The organism is Streptomyces sp. NPDC060028, from assembly GCF_042736725.1.
GTDB lineage: Bacteria > Actinomycetota > Actinomycetes > Streptomycetales > Streptomycetaceae > Streptomyces.
The window spans coordinates 31523-47634 of sequence record NZ_JBHWVJ010000009.1 but is presented as its reverse complement, the minus strand read 5'-3'; the positions used below and the strand labels follow the sequence as shown (position 1 = coordinate 47634).

The following is a 16112-nucleotide window of genomic DNA, read 5'->3' as shown; positions in this document are numbered from 1 at the left end:
GTAGCAAGCAGGCGGCCCCTATGTCCGGTTATGTCATAGTGTGCCGAAGAGTCGTCAGAACCGGTCGGAATCAGGAGCCGAGCCTCATGGGACCTGTGGAATTCATCGTCCTGGCCTTTCCGGAGGAACAGTTGCGGGTGCCGGCGGTCGAGGCGGTGATGGGACTGCGCAAGACCGGGGTGGTACGGCTCATCGACGGGCTCGTGGTGACGAGGACGGCGGCGGGGGAAGTCCTGGCCGCCGAGTTCGACGAGTTCGTGGAGCTACGGGGCCTGCTGACGGGCCGTGACGCGGCCCGGCTGATCGGGCCGGAGGACGTACAGGAGTCGGCGGGGCTGCTGGAGCGCGGGAGCTGCGCGCTGCTGCTGGTGGTCGAGCACGTGTGGGCCGAGGACGCGGCGATCGCGGTACGGGCGGCGGGCGGGCGGATCGTGGGCTCGGTCCGGATCCCCGTGGACCGGGTCCCGGCCGATCCCCGGACGGGCGCGGCCTGATGTTCATCCGGCCGGTGCGGGTCACGGTGCGGTCGGCGGATCGCCCTGCGGGCAGCCCGCTGTTGCGGGGGCTGCTGGCGCGGGCGGCGGGGGCGGCGGAGGGTACGGTGCGGGCGGATGCGCCGCGGCACGGGGTGCGGTGGATTCCGGCGGGGGCGGTCGAGCCGGCCGAGCCGGAGCCGGGCGAGCCGGGGCCGGTGGAGCCCGCCGAGTCGGCCGAGCCGGCCGAGCCCGCCGAGCCGGAGCCCGTGGAGCCCCCGGAGGCAGGGCCTGCGGAGCCGCCGCGCGGCGGTCTGGCGGCGGAGCTGCGGCAGCTGGCCGACCTGGCCCGGGAGGGCCTGCTCACTCCGGAGGAGTTCACCACGGCCAAGGCCCGCCTCCTCCACCCGTAGCCGGGGCTCCGCCCCGGACCCCGCGCCTCAAACGCCGGCGGGGCTGGATTTGCCCGGGCGGGGCTGCCCTGGCTCGGGCATGCCCCGGGCTCCGCCCGGACCCGCGCCTCAAACGCCGGCGGGGCTGATTTTGCCCGGGCGAGGCTGCCCCGGCCCGGGCAGCGAGGCTGGATTTGCCCGGGCGGGATGCGCCGGATGGGTGGGCTCGGGGTGGGGCGGGGGCTCGGGTGGGGGATTTGTCATACCGGGCGTGGCAGCATCGCGGGCCGGAGGTGATCACATGTCAGGTCGGCTGTTCCGCGCCGCCTGCGTTGCCGTGGTGCTCGTCGCGACCGCATCGGCCGGCGCCCGCGCCGAACCGGCCACGCCCGCCGAACCCGTCGGCGTCCTGCTCACCCGGCTCCAGGGGCTCTACCAGAAGGCCGAGCAGGCCGCCGAGGCGTACAACGCCGCCGAGGCCGCGCTCACCGCCCGGCAGAGCGAGGAGCGGCGGCTCGGCGTCGAGCTCGGCAGGGCCCGGGGAGCCGTCGGGGCCGAGCAGGCCGCCGCCGGGCGGCTGGCACGGGAGCAGTACCGGGGGGCCCGCGGGTTCTCCCCGTACGCCCGGATGCTGTTCTCCGGGGACCCCCGCAGCGCCCTGGAGCAGCGCCGCTTGGCCGCCCGCGAGGGCGCCCGCCGGGCCGGCGTACTGGCCCGCCTCGCCCGGGGCGAGCGGCAGGCCGACGCCCTCGCCGGCGCCGCCCGCAAGGCCCTGGACTCCGAGCAGCAGCTCACGAAGGAGCGCAAGCGCCACCAGGACGAAGTCGCGCTCCAGCTCAAGGAGGTGGAGAAGGTGCTCGCCTCCCTCACCCCCGAGCAGCTCGGCCAACTCGGCACCCGGGAGGCCGAGAACACCGCCACCGCGCAGCGGGAGCTGCTCGATTCCGGCAAGCTCGGCGCCACGCCCCGTACGCCCACCGCTGCCGGCGGCACGGCCCTGACGTACGCGACCGCGCAGCTCGGCAAACCGTACGTCTGGGGCGCCGAGGGGCCGGGGTCCTTCGACTGCTCGGGGCTGACCTCGCAGGCCTGGGCGCACGCCGGCCGCGCGATCCCCCGTACCAGCCAGGAGCAGTGGGCGCGGCTGCCCAAGGTGCCGCTGGACAAGCTGCGGCCGGGCGACCTGGTGGTGTACTTCCCCACCGCCACCCACGTGGCCCTGTACGTGGGCGACGGGAAGGTGATCCAGGCCCCGCGGCCCGGGGCCCGGGTGAAGGTCTCGCCGATCGCCGCGAATCCGCTGCTGGGGGCCGTACGGCCCGATCCCGACGGCGCCCCGCTCGCGGACTTCACCCCGCCGCCGCTGCCCGAGGCGGCCGCGGCGGGGGACGACACCGGCTACTCCGCGGAAACCGAACCCGCGACCTCGGACAGGTAGTCCGCCGCGTCCTCGGGGTCGTAGAAGTACGCGTCGAAGTCGGCCGGGTTGTCGAAGCCGTTGGCGAAACGATCCGCCACCGGCTGGAGCTGCCCGGCCGCCCCGATCAGGTTCAGCACGTGCTCCGGCGGGACGCCCAGCATCGCATTGGTCCACTGGGTCACCGGCTTGCCGGTGGTGAACCAGAACTTGTCGAAGGTCGCCTTCATCCACGCCTCGTCGAACGGCTTGTCCCCGTGCATGAGGATCGAGGAGAGGTACGAGGCCGCGCACTTGGCGGCGGAGTTCGAGCCCTGCCCGGTGATCGGGTCGTTCGCCACGACCACGTCCGCGACGCCCAGCACCAGGCCGCCGCCCGGCAGCCGGCCGACGGGGTTGCGCACGACGGGCGCGTAGCGGCCGGCGAGCGTGGCGCCCGCGTCCGTGAGCTCCGCCTCCTTCGCCCGCGCGTACTCCCACGGCGTGAACTTCTCCATCAGCTCCAGCGTCAGCGCGAGGTGCTCCGCCGGGTCCTTCACCCCGTTGAACACGTCCAGCGGACCGCCCGGCAGGCCCTCCCAGAACAGGATGTCCGCCCGCCCCGAGGTGGTCAGCGTCGGCATCACGAACAGCTCGCCCACGCCCGGCACCAGGTTGCAGCGCACGGCCTCGGTCTCGGGGCGCTCGGGCCGCGGCCCGAGCCCGTGGACGTAGCTGACGGCCAGGGCCCGCTGCGGGGCGTCGTACGGGGAGCGCGCCGCGTCCCGCCCGAACATCGACACCAGCTCGCCCTTGCCGGCCGCGACCAGCACGAGGTCGTACGTACGGGAGAAGTAGTCCAGGTCGGCGACGGACGCGCCGTGGATGACCAACTGGCCGCCGCGCTGGGCGAAGGTGTCCAGCCAGAGCGCCATCTTCACGCGCTGGTCGACGGACTGCGCGTGGCCCTTCAGCCGGCCCAGCCAGTCGACGGCGCGGCCGCCGTCGGGGGCGGCGACCGAGACGCCCAGGCCCTGGATCTTCGGGGCCTGCTGCTCCCAGAAGTTCAGCCCGAGGTCCCGCTCGTGCTGGAGCGCGGTGTCGAACATGACTTGCGTGGACATGACCCGCCCGGTGCGGATCTCGTCCGCCGTCCGGTTGGACATGAGGGTGACCTCGTACCCCTTGGACTGGAGTCCGAGGGCGAGCTGGAGGCCGGACTGGCCGGCGCCGACGACGAGTATCTTGCGCATCTCTCACGTTCTCTGTTCGGGAGGGGGCCCTATTCGGGAGTGGCGTCGAGTGCGTGGCCCACCAGGGTCAGCAGCGATTCGACGACGGTGGTGCGGCGCCGCGCGTCCATGATCACCACGGGTACGCGGGGCGGGATGGTCAGCGCCTCCCGCACGTCCTCGGGCTCGTACGAGGGCGTGCCCTCGAAGTGGTTGACGGCGACGGCGTACGGCAGCCCGCAGCTCTCGAAGTAGTCGAGGGCCGGGAAGCAGTCGCGCAGCCGGCGCGTGTCGGCGAGCACGATGCCGCCGATGGCCCCGCGGACCAGGTCGTCCCACATGAACCAGAATCGTTCCTGCCCCGGCGTCCCGTACACGTACAGGACGAGGTCGTCGTCGAGGGTGACGCGCCCGAAGTCCATCGCGACGGTGGTGGTGTTCTTGTCCGGGGTCGCGGACAGGTCGTCGGTCGGCGCGCTGGCCTGGGTCATCACCGCCTCGGTACGCAGCGGGGTGATCTCGGAGACGGAGGACACGAAGGTGGTCTTGCCGACGCCGAAGCCGCCCGCGACCAGCACCTTGACGGCGACGGGGGCGCGGGAGCGGTCGTACTGCCAGGGCTGCACCGCCTCGTCGTCCTCGGCCGTGGGGGTTTCAGAGACGGCGAAGACCACTGAGCACCCTTTCCAGCAGCGCGCGTTCGGGACGGCCGGTGCCGTGCCCGGTCCCGTAGACGCGCAGCCTTCCCTGGTCGGCGAGGTCGCTGACCAGGACGCGGACCACCCCGAGCGGCAGCTTCAGCAGCGCCGCGATCTCGGCGATCGTCCGCATGCGGCGGCAGAGCTCGACGATGGCGGGCATCTCGGGCATACGGTCGGGCTTCTGCGGCCGGGACGCGTGGGGGTCCAGGGTGGCGACGAAGGTCTCCACCAGCAGGACGTGCGTGACGCGGGTGCGGCCGCCCGTGAGGGAGTACGGGCGGACGCGGGCGGGGCGGCGCTCGGCGCCGCGTATCGGCAGCCGGTCGGAGGCCGGACTCCTCACGCTGTTCTCTCCATCGACTGGCGCAGCTCACTGCGGACTTCGGGGGTCAGGACGTGGCCGGCGCGGCCGACGAACAGGGCCATGTGGTAGGCGACGACGCTCATGTCGCAGTCGGCGGCGGCGTGCACGCCGAGGAGCGAGCCGTCGCTGATGGCCATGACGAACACGGAGCCGTGTTCCATGGCCACCATGGTCTGCTTCACCGCGCCGCCGTCCATGAGGGCGGCGGCTCCCGCGGTGAGGCTGCCGAGGCCGGAGACGATGGTCGCCAGGTCGGCGGAGGCGCCACGCGGGCCCTTGGGGCGCCCGGCGGGTGGCCGGTCCGGCTCCGGGACGAGGTCGGAGGAGAGCAGCAGCAGCCCGTCCGAGGACACGACGGCCACGGAGTCGACGCCGGGCACCTCCTCGACCAGGTCGGTCAGCAGCCACTGCAGGTTGCGGGCCTGGCTGCTCAGTCCGTACGTACTGGGCGCGGTCATGTGCGTGCCTCCTGTGCGGTGTCCCCCCGGTCGGTCTGCCCCTGGTGCTGCGCGTTCTCGGCGGCGGCGACGCGCCGCCCGTCCTGGGCGCCGCGGTAGAACCCGCCGAGGCGGCGGCGCAGTTCGTCGGCGTCGACCCGGCGCGGTTCAGTCCGTACGTCGTCCCCGCGCCCGGCGGCCACCACCCGGGGGGTCCGCTTGGGCAGGCCCTTGCCGGTGACGGGCTCGGCTTCGGCCTCTGCCTGGTCGCCGGCGGGGTGGCTGCCCTGGCGGGGCAGCCAGTCGTCGTCGGCGGCGGGGGCGTGGCCGTGCGGCTCCGCCTCCGGCGCGGGTTCGGGCACGACCCGCGCGAGCAGCTCCTGCCCGGGGTCCCCCTGGGCCGGGACGGTGAACACCTGGTCCGCGGGCGGCAACTGCGCGCCACCGGCGGGGTACCCGGACTCCTGCTCCGGCGCGGCGTCGAACTCCGGCCACAGCTCCGGCTCCGGCTCCGGACCGGCGGCGGACGCGCGCTCCGGCAGCGGCTCGGCCCCGAACCCGTACTCCGGCTCGGCAGCGAACTGGCGCTCCCGCGTCGGCTCGGGCGCCGAATCCGCCCGTGGCTGCGGCGAAGGCTGCGGGTCGGTGGTCGGCGCGGCCTCGGAGGTCGGCTCGGACGTCGGCTCGGGCGTCGGCTCGGACGTCGGCTCGGATGCCGGCTCGGGCGTCGGCTCGGGCCGCGGCTCCGCCGGGCCTCGGGTCCGGCCCTGGAGCGTGTTCTGGTTCGCCTCCGCGATCACGCCCGGCAGGTGCAGGGCCGGCGCTCCCGGCGCTCCCAGGGTGTGGACCGGCGACACCGGCGGGGTGTCCGGCAGCAGCGCCGCCGGGACGACCACCAGCGCCTCGGTCCCGCCGTGCCGCGCTGCGCGCAGCTCCGCCGTCACCCCGTGCCGCGCCGCGAGCCGCCCGGCCACGTACAGGCCGAGGCCCAGGCCGTGTTCCGCCTCGGGCTCCTCGTCGTAGGCCTCCGGCGTGGACAGCCGGGAGTTCAGCGACTCCAGGCGGTCCCCGGTGACCCCGATGCCCTCGTCCAGGACGGAGAGCACCACGTCGCCGGAGTCCAGCAGCCACCCGGACACCTTCACCTTGACGTCCGGCGGCGAGAAGGTGGTCGCGTTCTCCAGCAGCTCGGCCAGCACGTGCGAGATGTCGTCGGCCGCGTGCCCGGCGACCTGCGTGTACGAGGGCAGCGCGGCCAGGTCGACCCGCTCGTAGCGCTCGATCTCGCTGACCGCCGCCCGCATGACGTCGACCAGCGGCACCGCCGCGCCCTGCCCGTGGCCGTGTTCCTGCCCGGCCAGGACCAGCAGGTTCTCGTTGTGGCGGCGCATCACCGTCGCCAGGTGGTCCAGTTTGAACAGGGTCGCCAGCCGGTCCGGGTCCTGCTCCTCGGACTCCAGCTCCTCGATGACCGCGAGCTGGCGCTCCACCAGGCCGAGCGTGCGCAGCGAGAGGGAGACCGAGGTCGTCGACATGATGCGGCGGTGCTCCTCCAGCCCCGCCCGCAGCTGCGCGAGCTCGTCCTCCAGCGCTTCGCGGCCCGCGGCCAGCGCCTCGTTGCGGCCGATGATCCGCCGCCGGTCGGCGTCGAGCCCGGCGATCCGGGTGTGCAGCGAGACCGTCTGGTCGCGCACGGCGTTGAGGTGGCGTACCACCTCGGCGAACTCGTCGTTGCGGCCCGTGAACCGCACCGGTTCCACCGAGCCCTCCGGGGTCGCCAGCCGGGCCGCGCCGCGCCGGAGCACCGACAGCGGCCGGGTCAGCGAGCGGGCGACGGCCGTGGAGACGGCGATGGTGACCAGGAACAGCACGCCCAGGAAGGCGACGAGGGTCTCCAGCGAGGTCACGTCGTCGTCCCGCAGCGCGGCGAGCGTGGTGGCCCGCTGGCCGGCGAGGGTGGATTCCACCGACCTCATCCGGTCGATGCGGGCGGTGAGCGCGGAGCCGACGGCGGCTCCGTCGAGCCTTCGGTCGGCGCCGGTGAGGGTGGGCCGTTCGGTGAGCCGCCGGAGGTAGTCGTCGGCCGTCTTGACCTCGGGGCCGGTGACGGTCGCGGCGAGGGTCTGGCGTACGTCGGGGCGCGCGGCCCGGGCGAAGTCGTCGAGGGCGGCCTGCTCCCGTACGCGCGCACGCTGGGCGGCGGTGGTGAGTTCGTCCATCACCGCCGAGCCGGGGGGCTGCTCGCCGCGGGGGACGGCCAGCGCGGCGAGCAGCAGTCCACGGGTGGCCGCGGCCTGTTCCACGGCCTGGCCGAGGGGGGCGAGCGGCCGGGTGGTGGCGAGGGCGGCCGCGGCGCGCGGCGGGGTGAGCTCGGCGAGCCGGTTGCCGGGGGCGAGGAGTTGCGCGATGACCCCGGCGTAGGCCTGGTGGGCGGCGAGGGCGGTGCCCTTGCCGTCGAGGGCCTCGGTCCGCACGGCCCGGACCCGGCCTATGGCGCGGGCGAGTTCCTCGTCGGCCAGGGCCTGGACCTCGGCGAGCTGCCGGTCGGTACGGGCGGCGCGCTCCTGCACGGGGCCCTTGGCGGCGGCGCCGGGGCGGCCCTCGGCCACGTACTCGATGACGGCGTCGCGCTCGTCGCCGAGGAGGTGGGAGAGGGTGAGGGTCTGCCGGGTCTGCTCGGCGAGCGTGACCAGGCGCTGGGAGTCGTTCAGGTCCGCCGAGGCGGAGACGGCGGCGGGGGCGCCGGCCGCGAGGACGGCGAGTCCGGCGGCGGCGACGCCGACGACCAGCCGGCTGCGCACGCGGACACGGCGTCCTGCGGGGGCGGGCCCGTCGGGGGCGGTGCCGTTCTGTCGAGACCGCTTCTTCTGCACCGGTGCTCGCAATCCTGTACGTGTTGCTCGTGCTGCTCGTCTACTCGTGTGGCCGAGGTAACGGCCGGTCAACAAGTAAACGCTCCTTGCCCCCTCGTACCGCCACAGACCTTCGCAGTGTGTTGGGGAGAGAGCCGCCCATCGCCCGCCCGGCCACTCGAAGGAGTGAACATCACGGATGAGTTGGCGACCAACTCGGCGATCGGGTGTCAGAGCGCGGCCGTGGACGGGTGGTTGAAAGATCGATGCGGCTTTTGGCAGTATGCCCGCCCACATCCGGGCGGCTCCGCGGGTCCCGCTGCGGCCCCACGCGTCCCACCCGTCTCGGGAATTGGTACGGACTTTTCGCGGGCGGAGCCGCGCCGCCAGGGCCCGGCGGGCAGAATGTCCGTATGCGCATCGACCTGGCCTCGGCCCCCGGCAGCCCGGAACGCCCCAATGAGGACTGGGTGTCGGCCGCGATACCCGCGTCGGGCGGCGGCGTACTGGTCACCCTGGACGGGGTCACCCCGCCGCGCGGGGAGGTGGGATGCGCGCACGGAGTGCCCTGGTTCGCGACCCGGCTCGGCGGCCGATTGACCGAACTGTCCGGATCGCGGCGGGACATGCCGCTGAGCCGGATCCTGGCGGAGGCCATCGGCGCCACCGCCGGGGCCCACCGCGACACCTGTGACCTTTCTCACGTACGCACCCCGCAGGCGACGGTGGTCGTGGTGCGCTGGGACGAGGACTGGGTCGAGCACCTGGTGCTCTCGGACTCCGTACTGCTCCTCCAGGCGCCCGGCGGCGAGGTGACGGCCGTGCTCGACGACCGGCTGGACCGGATCCCGCGCGAGGCGCTGCGCTCGGTGGCCGGGGCGGACGCACTGCGCAACGCCGAGGGCGGCTTCTTCACCGCGGCCGCGGACCCGGCGGTGGCGGCGCGGGCGGTCACCGGGCGCACCCCGCGGGCGGACGTCCGGGCGCTGGCCGCGCTCACGGACGGGGCCAGCCGGTGGACGGACACGTTCGGGGAGGGCGACTGGACCGAGTGCCTGGCCGTGCTGCGCAAGGAGGGCGCGCAGAGCCTGATCGGCCGGGTCCGGGCGCTGGAGTCGGACCCGGCCCGGCCGCAGGCGCGCGGCAAGCGGCACGACGACGCGTCGGCGGTGTACGCGGAGCTGTAGGCGGGGCGGCGGGCGGGGGCGACGGGCGGGGCGCAGCGGCAGGCGCGCCGTGGGCCGGCCTCCGGGGCTCGACTTCGTCCAGGGGCGCCCAGGTCACTGTCACAACGGCCATGCGGCGCAACCCACCCGCCGGTTCGGCTACTCGGCCCCCGCGTTCAACTGGTTGAGCAGCCGGGCCAGCTCGGCGACCTCGCCCCGGTCCCAGTCGGCGAGCTTGCGCATGTACTGCTCGCGCCGCGCGCCCCGTACCCGCAGGAACCGCTCGCGGCCCTCGTCGGTGAGTCCGACCAGGAAGGCCCGGCCGTCCGCGGGGTCCGGCTCGCGGGCGACCAGGCCCAGCAGCTCCAGGGCGCGCAGCTGGCGGCTCATGGTGGCCTTGCCGACCCCGAAGTAGGCGGCGAGTTCGGTGGCGCGCTGGCGGCCCGCGGCCTCCAGGCGCGTGAGGAGCCCGTACGCGGCCGGCTCCAGCTCGGGGTGCAGGGCGCGGGCCATCTCCCCGGAGGAGGCGCGGGCGCGCCGGAGGAAGACGGACAGCTCCCGCTCCAGGGCAAGGAACTCCTGATCTTCGCTCCCGTGCACGTCCTGCTCCTTCGGTGGGGTGCGGCGCTCCGGCCGCGTCGGCCCCCAGTATTTCGCAGCGGGCACACCGAGGGCCCGGGACCCCGCCGGAACGGGTCCCCGGGCCACTGCGGCGCAGGTCGGGCGAAGGGCGGTCGAAGAAGGCCGGGCGGCGGGAGGGCCGCGGTCAGGCCGCCGTGGTGAAGGACACCTCCTGCCGGGCGAGCGCGATCTCCAGGACCTGGCGTACATCCGTCACCGGGTGCACCTCCAGCCCCTCCAGCACCTCGGCCGGGACATCGTCCAGGTCGGCCTCGTTGCGCTTCGGGATGATGACGGTGGTCAGCCCGGCCCGGTGCGCGGCGAGCAGCTTCTGCTTCACGCCGCCGATCGGCAGGACCCGGCCGGTGAGCGAGACCTCGCCGGTCATGGCCACGTCCGTACGGACCTGCCGCCCGGACAGCAGCGAGGCCAGCGCCGTCGTCATGGTGATGCCCGCGCTCGGGCCGTCCTTGGGCACCGCGCCCGCCGGGAAGTGGATGTGCACGCCCCGGTCCTTCAGGTCGGCCACCGGGAGCTCCAGCTCCGCGCCGTGCGAGCGCAGGAAGCTGAGCGCGATCTGCGCCGACTCCTTCATGACGTCACCGAGCTGTCCCGTGAGCGTGAGCCCGGCCGCGCCGGTCTCGGGGTCGGCCAGGGAGGCCTCGACGAAGAGCACGTCGCCGCCCGCCCCGGTCACCGCGAGGCCGGTGGCCACGCCGGGCACCGCGGTGCGCCGCTCGGCCGGGTCCTGCGCGGACTCCGGCACGTGGTGCGGCCGCCCGATCAGCGCCCGCAGATCGCCCGCGCCGATGCTCAGTGGCAGCTCCCGCTCGCCCAGCTCGTGCTGCGAGGCCACCTTGCGCAGCAGCCGCGCGATGGACCGCTCCAGGGTGCGCACGCCCGCCTCGCGGGTGTACTCGCCGGCCAGCTTCCGCAGCGCCTCCTCCTCCAGGACGACCTCCTCCACGCCCAGGCCGGCGCGCTCCAGTTGACGCGGCAGCAGGTGGTCGCGGGCGATGACGACCTTCTCGTCCTCGGTGTACCCGTCGAGCCGGACCAGCTCCATGCGGTCGGCGAGCGCCTCCGGAATGGCTTCCAGCACGTTGGCGGTGGCCAGGAAGACCACGTCGCTCAGGTCGAGTTCGACCTCCAGGTAGTGGTCGCGGAAGGTGTGGTTCTGCGCCGGGTCCAGGACCTCCAGCAGGGCCGCGGCCGGGTCTCCCCGGAAGTCGGACCCCACCTTGTCGATCTCGTCGAGCAGCACCACCGGGTTCATCGACCCGGCTTCCTTGATGGCGCGGACGATCCGCCCCGGCAGGGCGCCGACGTACGTCCGGCGGTGGCCGCGGACCTCGGCTTCGTCGCGTACGCCGCCCAGGGCCACCCGTACGAACTTGCGCCCCATCGCGTGCGCCACGGACTCCCCGAGGGAGGTCTTGCCCACCCCGGGCGGTCCGACGAGGGCCAGCACGGCCCCGCCGCGGCGGCCGCCGACGACGCCCATGCCGCGCTCGCCGCGCCGCTTGCGCACGGCGAGGTACTCGGTGATCCGGTCCTTCACGTCGCTCAACCCGGCGTGCTCGGCGTCGAGCACCGCGCGGGCGCCGCGGATGTCGTACGCGTCCTCGGTCCGCTCGTTCCAGGGCAGTTCGAGCACCGTGTCGAGCCAGGTGCGGATCCAGGACCCCTCGGGCGACTGGTCGCTGGCGCGCTCCAGCTTCTCGACTTCCTTGAGCGCGGCCTCCCGTACCTTCTCGGGCAGGTCGGCGGCTTCCACCCGGGTCCGGTAGTCGTCGGACTCCTCGCCGTCCTTCTCCCCGTTCAGCTCGCGCAGTTCCTTGCGGACGGCCTCCAGCTGGCGCCTGAGCAGGAACTCCCGCTGCTGCTTGTCCACACCGTCCTGTACGTCCTTGGCGATGGACTCGGCGACGTCCTGCTCGGCGAGGTGGTCGCTGAGCGCCTTGACGGCGAGCTTGAGCCGGGCGACGGGGTCGGCGGTCTCCAGGAGCTCGACCTTCTGGGCCACGCTCAGGAACGGCGAGTACCCGGAGTTGTCGGCCAGGGCCGACACCCCTTCGATCTGCTGGACCCGGTCCACGACCTGCCAGGCCCCGCGCTTCTTGAGCCAGCTGGTGGCGAGCGCCTTGTACTCCGTGACGAGCTCGGTGACGGCCCCCGGCAGCGGGTCCGGGAGGGTCTCCTCCACGGTCTCGCCCTCGACCCAGAGGGCGGCCCCGGGCCCGGTGGTCCCGGCCCCGATGCGGACCCGGCCCCGTCCCCTGATCAGCGCGCCCGGATCCCCGTCGGAGAGCCGGCCCACCTGCTCGACGGTCCCCAGCACACCGGTGCCGGCGTACTTGCCGTCGACCCGCGGCACGAGCAGTACCCGGGGCTTTCCGCTCCCGACGGCGGCCTGGGCGGCCTCGACGGCCCCGCGCACCTCGGCGTCGGACAGATCCAGCGGAACGACCATCCCAGGCAGCACGACCTCGTCGTCGAGCGGCAGCACGGGCAGAGTGAGCGTTACGGACGTCGAACCCATGATCTTCCCTCCGGCAGTCAAGTTGAGCTATGCCGACTCAATGCATGTGCGCCCGCCGTTGTTCCCCAACCCCCGTTCGCCCGGGGCGAACGGGAGCGTGCCCGCCGTGAGGCGGTTCCGCGAGGGCAGCCGGCGCTCGTGGGCCCGGTCGTTGTGGCGGGGGTCGTCGCCCGTCCACGGTGCGGGGGGGCCGGGGGGCATCAGCCCGCTCCGGTCAGCGCGGCGGCGAGGCGGGCGACGGGGTCGCCGGTGGCGGGGTGGGCGGAGCGGCGGGCGGGCCAGGTGGAGAAGCCGTCGTCCGCCCAGCGGGGCACCACGTGGAAGTGGAGGTGGGGCACCGACTGTTCGGAGCCGGGCCCGTTGGCACTGAGGATGTCCACGCCGCCGGCCCCCAGCGCGCCGCGCATCGCTCCGGCGAGACGCTGCACGAGGGCCATGGTGTCGGCCAGGGTCTGCGGGGGCGTATCGAAGACGTCGGCGTGGTGCGCGGTGGGCACCACCAGGGTGTGCCCCGGCGCGAGCGGGTCCAGCGGGGCGAACGCGCAGGCCACGGGGCCGCGGTGCACCCAGCGGGCCGCGCCGTCCCGGATCAGGCGGCAGAAGATGCAGTCCATGCGGCCGACCTTGCCAGGGCCGGGGGCTCGGGCGCGCTCGGATTTCGCGGCCGGTGGCAGCGTGAGCGGTGCGGGCCTTCGGGACGTCGGATCCGTCGGCAGGCGGCCGTTGGGGGCCGCCCGAATGCGCTGGACAGGGGTCCGGGAACTCACCGATAGTGCGCCGCATGGCTTCTCTCGTACGACACCTCACCTTCGACTGCTCCGACGCGTACCGCCTGGGGCAGTTCTGGGCCGCCGTCCTGGACGGCTCGCTCGGCGACGACGACTTTCCCGGGGACCCCGAGGCACTGGTCACGGCGCCCGGCTCCACCCTGCTGTTCGTGACCGTGCCCGACGCGAAGACCGCGAAGAACCGGCTGCACGTGGATCTGCAGCCCCGGGACCGGTCGCGCGACGAGGAGGTCGAGCGGGTCCTCGCGCTGGGCGCCACCCTCGTCGGCGATCACCGCAAGCCCGACGGGACCGGCTGGGTGACCCTGGCCGACCCCGAGGGCAACGAGTTCTGCGTCGAGCGCAGCGCCGCCGAGCGGGGCCCGGTGGGTTAGTGCTGTGGCCGGAGAACCGCCGCCCTGGCGGCGGACTAACTCCCCGTGGCCACCGGCAGGTCGGACGGCATGCCCCACTCGCTCCAGGAGCCGTCGTACACGGCGAGGTGCGCATGGCCGGGCCCGGGCCCGTGCCCGTATCCGGCGAGGGTCGCGCCGAGGGCGAGGACGCAGGCGGTCACGCCCGAGCCGCAGCTGAACAGCAGCCGGTCGCGCTCGCCGACCCCGCCGACCAGCGGCTCGAAGGCCGCACGCAGTTCCGCGGGCGGCCGCATCAGGCCGCCGTCGCGCTGGAGTTCCCCGAAGGGGAGGTTGACCGCGCCGGGCATGTGGCCGCCGCGCAGGCCCGGCCGGGGCTCGGGGGCGGTGCCGGCGAAACGCTCCCGGGTGCGGGCGTCCAGTACGGCGGCGGCCGGGTCCGCCAGGGCCGCCACCACGGCGGCGCTGTCCACCAGCAGGCCGGAGCGCGGCCGGGCGGTGAAGGAGCCGCGCGGGCCCCCGTACGCCGGGCCGTGGGCCTCGGCCTCCCGCCCGGCGGCGAGCCAGGCGGGCAGTCCGCCGTCGAGGACCGCGACCCGGTCGAAGCCCATGGCGCGCAGCATCCACCAGGCGCGGGCGCTGGAGTAGACCCCGGCGCCGTCGTAGACGACCACGGTGTCGGTGTCGTCGAGGCCGAGCCCGCGCATCGCCTCGGCGAACTCGGCGGCGCCGGGCATGGCGTGCGGCGCGGGCGCGTCGTGGTCGGACAGCACCCCGTCGAGGTCGAAGGGCCGAGCCCCGGGGATCCGCCGGTCCGTGGCCCGGTGGGCCCCGACGGAGGCATCGAAGACGACGAGCCCGGCCGCCCCGAGCCGCCCCGCCAGCCAGTCAACCCCGACCAACGGCCCGGGCAGCGGGCCCGCCGGGGGGCCGGGCCGGGCGCTGGGCAGCGGGCCAGGCTGGGCGCCACCGCGCAGTTCGGGGCCGGCGCCAGACAGCGATACGGGCAGCGGACCAGGCCCGGAGACCGCGCCCGGCAGCGCTTCAGGCAGCAGGCCGGCCCCGGCACCCGCGGTCGGGCCGGAGACCACACCCCGCAGCGCCTCCGGCAGCGGGCCGGGCTCGGACCCCGCGGTCGGACCGGTGGCCGCGACCGGGAGTGCCTCGGATCCCGCGGTCGGGCCGGGCGCCGGGGCTGCGGGCTTGTCCGGCGTGGGGTCTCGGGGGGCGGGGTTCTCGTGCGCGGGCATGGGCACCTCCGGAGGTCGGCGGCCGCGCCGGGTGGGCGGCGCGGGACGGCTCATCCTCCTGTGCGGCTCCCCCGGCCCCGCAGCCGGCCCGGGCCGGCCGGGCTCACGGGCAGCCGCCCGGCCGGGCGAACACCGCCACCCGGGCGCCCCGCACCTCGGTCACCGAGCACAGGTCGAAGGACGAGACCAGGGTCTGGCGTTTGACCGCCTCCCCCGGGTTGCCGTCCACCGGCTGCCCGGCCGGGTCCAGCAGGGCCACCACCCGGTCCGCCTCCAGCAGCGCCGCCCGGATCTCCGGCGCCGGCCGCTCCGTGCCCTGGAGGCTGCGCGAGGCCGCCGGGGAGCGCTCCAGCGCCAGGTCGCGCAGGGACCCGTACACCCGCGGCGAGGACAGCAGCCACTCGCGCCGCCTCGACGGCAGGAACAGCACCGCGTCCCCCGGCCGGGCCCGCTCCCGGACGGCCGCGGCCACCGCGAGCACGTCGTCCTTGCGGCTCTCCGGGGTGCGCAGCCACGCCGACCACCAGCCGAACGGCACCAGCAGCGCCGCGACCAGCAGCCACGGCAGCGGGCCGCGCGCCGCCCCGAGCCGGGCCCCGGCCAGCAGGGCGAGCCCGGCCAGCGCGTAGAGCACGTACCGGTCGACGTACCAGGGGTGCACCAGCGAGACCGCGAGCAGCAGCCCGGGCGGCAGCAGCGCCAGCGGCAGGGCGACGCGTACGAGTTCCCGCGGGGCCGAGGCTCCCCGCGCGAGCAGCAGCGCGGCCGCCGCGGCCAGCCCGTACGCAGCCCAGTCCTGCCAGCTCGGGCGCCCGAGCCAGCCCAGCTGCTGCTGCGCCTGCCGGGCGCTGACCAGGGCCAGCGGCAGCAGCCCGGCCGCGACCGCTCCGGCGCTCCGGCGCCAGCCGCGCGAGCGCCGGGCGGCGAAGCCGTGCGCGGGCAGGGCCAGTACGGCGAACTCGTGCAGCCAGCAGCCGAGCAGCAGCACTCCGGCGTACGCCACCCAGCGCTCGCGCAGCATCAGGTACGTCGCCCAGACCACGGCGGCCGCGACGAGGGCGTACGAGCGGCCCTCCTGGGCGTACATCTGCACCGGCGGCGCCACGGCGTAGGCGAGGCCCGCGATCAGCCCGGCCCGCTCCCCCGCCAGCCGGTGCCCGACGGCGGCCACGCCGGCCGCGGCGAGGGCGGTGGCGACGACGGAGGGCAGCCGCAGTGCCCACAGTCCGCCGCCGGGCAGGCCGCCCGGGAGTCCGGCCGCGTCCCACACCGCGAAGACCCCGTGCATGAGCAGGTAGTACAGGCCGTGGACGGCGTCGACCTGCCCGAGCAGTTCCCAGAGGCCTCCCAGCGGCCGGTGCGCGGCCTGCCAGGTGACGGATTCGTCACGCCACATGCTCCCGCCGCGCTCCAGACCCCAGAGGCCGAGGGCGGCGGCGGCGAGCGGCGGCAGCCAGCGCCAGGGGGCGATGCGGCTGATGTCGGCCTCCGGGTGCTTCCGTGCGGGTGGTGCGGACTCCATACTCGTGGTTCGGTCCGGCTTCC

General features: G+C 75.2%; 15 protein-coding genes. 5 read left to right on the top strand and 10 right to left on the bottom strand.

Annotated elements, in window-relative coordinates:
* Positions 1-86 precede the first annotated feature (86 nt).
* The 3 genes from ACFWBF_RS07320 (at position 87) to ACFWBF_RS07310 (ending at position 2303) form a co-directional block, all read left to right on the top strand.
* The gene (locus tag ACFWBF_RS07320; protein WP_385596574.1) at positions 87-494 is read left to right on the top strand and encodes a DUF6325 family protein; all 408 of its coding nucleotides are present in this window, start codon (positions 87-89) and stop codon (positions 492-494) included.
* A complete protein-coding gene (locus ACFWBF_RS07315; protein WP_385596571.1) occupies positions 494-886 on the top strand; it encodes an SHOCT domain-containing protein in 393 nt (130 codons plus the stop codon). Before ACFWBF_RS07320 ends, ACFWBF_RS07315 begins: the two co-directional genes overlap by 1 nt.
* A 280-nt stretch (positions 887-1166) precedes the next feature.
* Complete coding sequence (locus tag ACFWBF_RS07310; protein ID WP_385596568.1) at positions 1167-2303, top strand: C40 family peptidase; 1137 nt, start codon at positions 1167-1169, stop codon at positions 2301-2303.
* Here the strand turns inward: ACFWBF_RS07310 and ACFWBF_RS07305 are convergent.
* From ACFWBF_RS07305 to ACFWBF_RS07285, 5 genes are read right to left on the bottom strand one after another with little or no spacing between them, the layout of a single operon-like run.
* A complete protein-coding gene (locus tag ACFWBF_RS07305) occupies positions 2264-3514 on the bottom strand; it encodes a styrene monooxygenase/indole monooxygenase family protein (RefSeq protein WP_385596566.1) in 1251 nt (416 codons plus the stop codon). The two genes, ACFWBF_RS07310 and ACFWBF_RS07305, sit on opposite strands and share 40 nt — an antisense overlap.
* 29 nt (positions 3515-3543) lie before the next feature.
* The gene (locus ACFWBF_RS07300; RefSeq protein WP_385596563.1) at positions 3544-4167 is read right to left on the bottom strand and encodes an ATP/GTP-binding protein; all 624 of its coding nucleotides are present in this window, start codon (positions 4165-4167) and stop codon (positions 3544-3546) included.
* Entirely contained in the window at positions 4148-4537 is a 390-nt protein-coding gene (locus tag ACFWBF_RS07295; RefSeq protein WP_385596560.1) for a DUF742 domain-containing protein, read from the bottom strand. The genes ACFWBF_RS07300 and ACFWBF_RS07295 overlap by 20 nt, the downstream gene beginning before the upstream one ends.
* A complete protein-coding gene (locus ACFWBF_RS07290; RefSeq protein WP_385596557.1) occupies positions 4534-5016 on the bottom strand; it encodes a roadblock/LC7 domain-containing protein in 483 nt (160 codons plus the stop codon). The genes ACFWBF_RS07295 and ACFWBF_RS07290 overlap by 4 nt, the downstream gene beginning before the upstream one ends.
* Positions 5013-7796 (bottom strand): nitrate- and nitrite sensing domain-containing protein, encoded by a 2784-nt coding sequence (locus tag ACFWBF_RS07285; RefSeq protein ID WP_385596555.1) that lies wholly within the window; start codon positions 7794-7796, stop codon positions 5013-5015. Before ACFWBF_RS07285 ends, ACFWBF_RS07290 begins: the two co-directional genes overlap by 4 nt.
* Positions 7797-8260: 464 nt before the next feature.
* Between ACFWBF_RS07285 and ACFWBF_RS07280 the strand changes: the two genes are divergently transcribed.
* Positions 8261-9034, top strand: coding sequence for a hypothetical protein (locus ACFWBF_RS07280; RefSeq protein WP_385596552.1), 774 nt, complete (start codon positions 8261-8263; stop codon positions 9032-9034).
* A 138-nt stretch (positions 9035-9172) separates the two neighbouring features.
* On the opposite strand, the gene ACFWBF_RS07275 is transcribed toward ACFWBF_RS07280, so the two are convergent.
* From ACFWBF_RS07275 to ACFWBF_RS07265, 3 genes are all read right to left on the bottom strand, one after another.
* The gene (locus ACFWBF_RS07275) at positions 9173-9613 is read right to left on the bottom strand and encodes a MarR family winged helix-turn-helix transcriptional regulator (protein WP_385228118.1); all 441 of its coding nucleotides are present in this window, start codon (positions 9611-9613) and stop codon (positions 9173-9175) included.
* Between the two features lie 166 nt (positions 9614-9779).
* Positions 9780-12176: an endopeptidase La gene (lon, locus tag ACFWBF_RS07270; protein ID WP_385596549.1), complete on the bottom strand. Its 2397-nt coding sequence runs from the start codon at positions 12174-12176 to the stop codon at positions 9780-9782.
* 200 nt (positions 12177-12376) lie between these two features.
* Entirely contained in the window at positions 12377-12790 is a 414-nt protein-coding gene (locus tag ACFWBF_RS07265) for an HIT family protein (RefSeq protein ID WP_385596546.1), read from the bottom strand.
* 167 nt (positions 12791-12957) lie between these two features.
* On the opposite strand from ACFWBF_RS07265, the gene ACFWBF_RS07260 reads away from it, so the two are divergent.
* The gene (locus ACFWBF_RS07260) at positions 12958-13338 is read left to right on the top strand and encodes a VOC family protein (RefSeq protein ID WP_385596543.1); all 381 of its coding nucleotides are present in this window, start codon (positions 12958-12960) and stop codon (positions 13336-13338) included.
* A 35-nt stretch (positions 13339-13373) separates the two neighbouring features.
* Here the strand turns inward: ACFWBF_RS07260 and ACFWBF_RS07255 are convergent, their stop codons facing one another.
* The gene (locus ACFWBF_RS07255; RefSeq protein ID WP_385596777.1) at positions 13374-14231 is read right to left on the bottom strand and encodes a sulfurtransferase; all 858 of its coding nucleotides are present in this window, start codon (positions 14229-14231) and stop codon (positions 13374-13376) included.
* Positions 14232-14670: 439 nt separating this feature from the next.
* Positions 14671-16089, bottom strand: coding sequence for a glycosyltransferase family 39 protein (locus ACFWBF_RS07250; protein ID WP_385596540.1), 1419 nt, complete (start codon positions 16087-16089; stop codon positions 14671-14673).
* Between the last annotated feature and the right edge of the window lie 23 nt (positions 16090-16112).

Bases quoted from the DNA above. Each gene is read 5' to 3' on its own strand.
- ACFWBF_RS07320 (WP_385596574.1), top strand. From the start codon at position 87: ATGGGACCTGTGGAATTCATCGTCCTGGCCTTTCCGGAGGAACAGTTG.
- ACFWBF_RS07315 (WP_385596571.1), top strand. From the start codon at position 494: ATGTTCATCCGGCCGGTGCGGGTCACGGTGCGGTCGGCGGATCGCCCT.
- ACFWBF_RS07310 (WP_385596568.1), top strand. From the start codon at position 1,167: ATGTCAGGTCGGCTGTTCCGCGCCGCCTGCGTTGCCGTGGTGCTCGTC.
- ACFWBF_RS07305 (WP_385596566.1), bottom strand. From the start codon at position 3,514: ATGCGCAAGATACTCGTCGTCGGCGCCGGCCAGTCCGGCCTCCAGCTC.
- ACFWBF_RS07290 (WP_385596557.1), bottom strand. From the start codon at position 5,016: ATGACCGCGCCCAGTACGTACGGACTGAGCAGCCAGGCCCGCAACCTG.
- ACFWBF_RS07280 (WP_385596552.1), top strand. From the start codon at position 8,261: ATGCGCATCGACCTGGCCTCGGCCCCCGGCAGCCCGGAACGCCCCAAT.
- lon (WP_385596549.1), bottom strand. From the start codon at position 12,176: ATGGGTTCGACGTCCGTAACGCTCACTCTGCCCGTGCTGCCGCTCGAC.
- ACFWBF_RS07265 (WP_385596546.1), bottom strand. From the start codon at position 12,790: ATGGACTGCATCTTCTGCCGCCTGATCCGGGACGGCGCGGCCCGCTGG.
- ACFWBF_RS07260 (WP_385596543.1), top strand. From the start codon at position 12,958: ATGGCTTCTCTCGTACGACACCTCACCTTCGACTGCTCCGACGCGTAC.
- ACFWBF_RS07250 (WP_385596540.1), bottom strand. From the start codon at position 16,089: ATGGAGTCCGCACCACCCGCACGGAAGCACCCGGAGGCCGACATCAGC.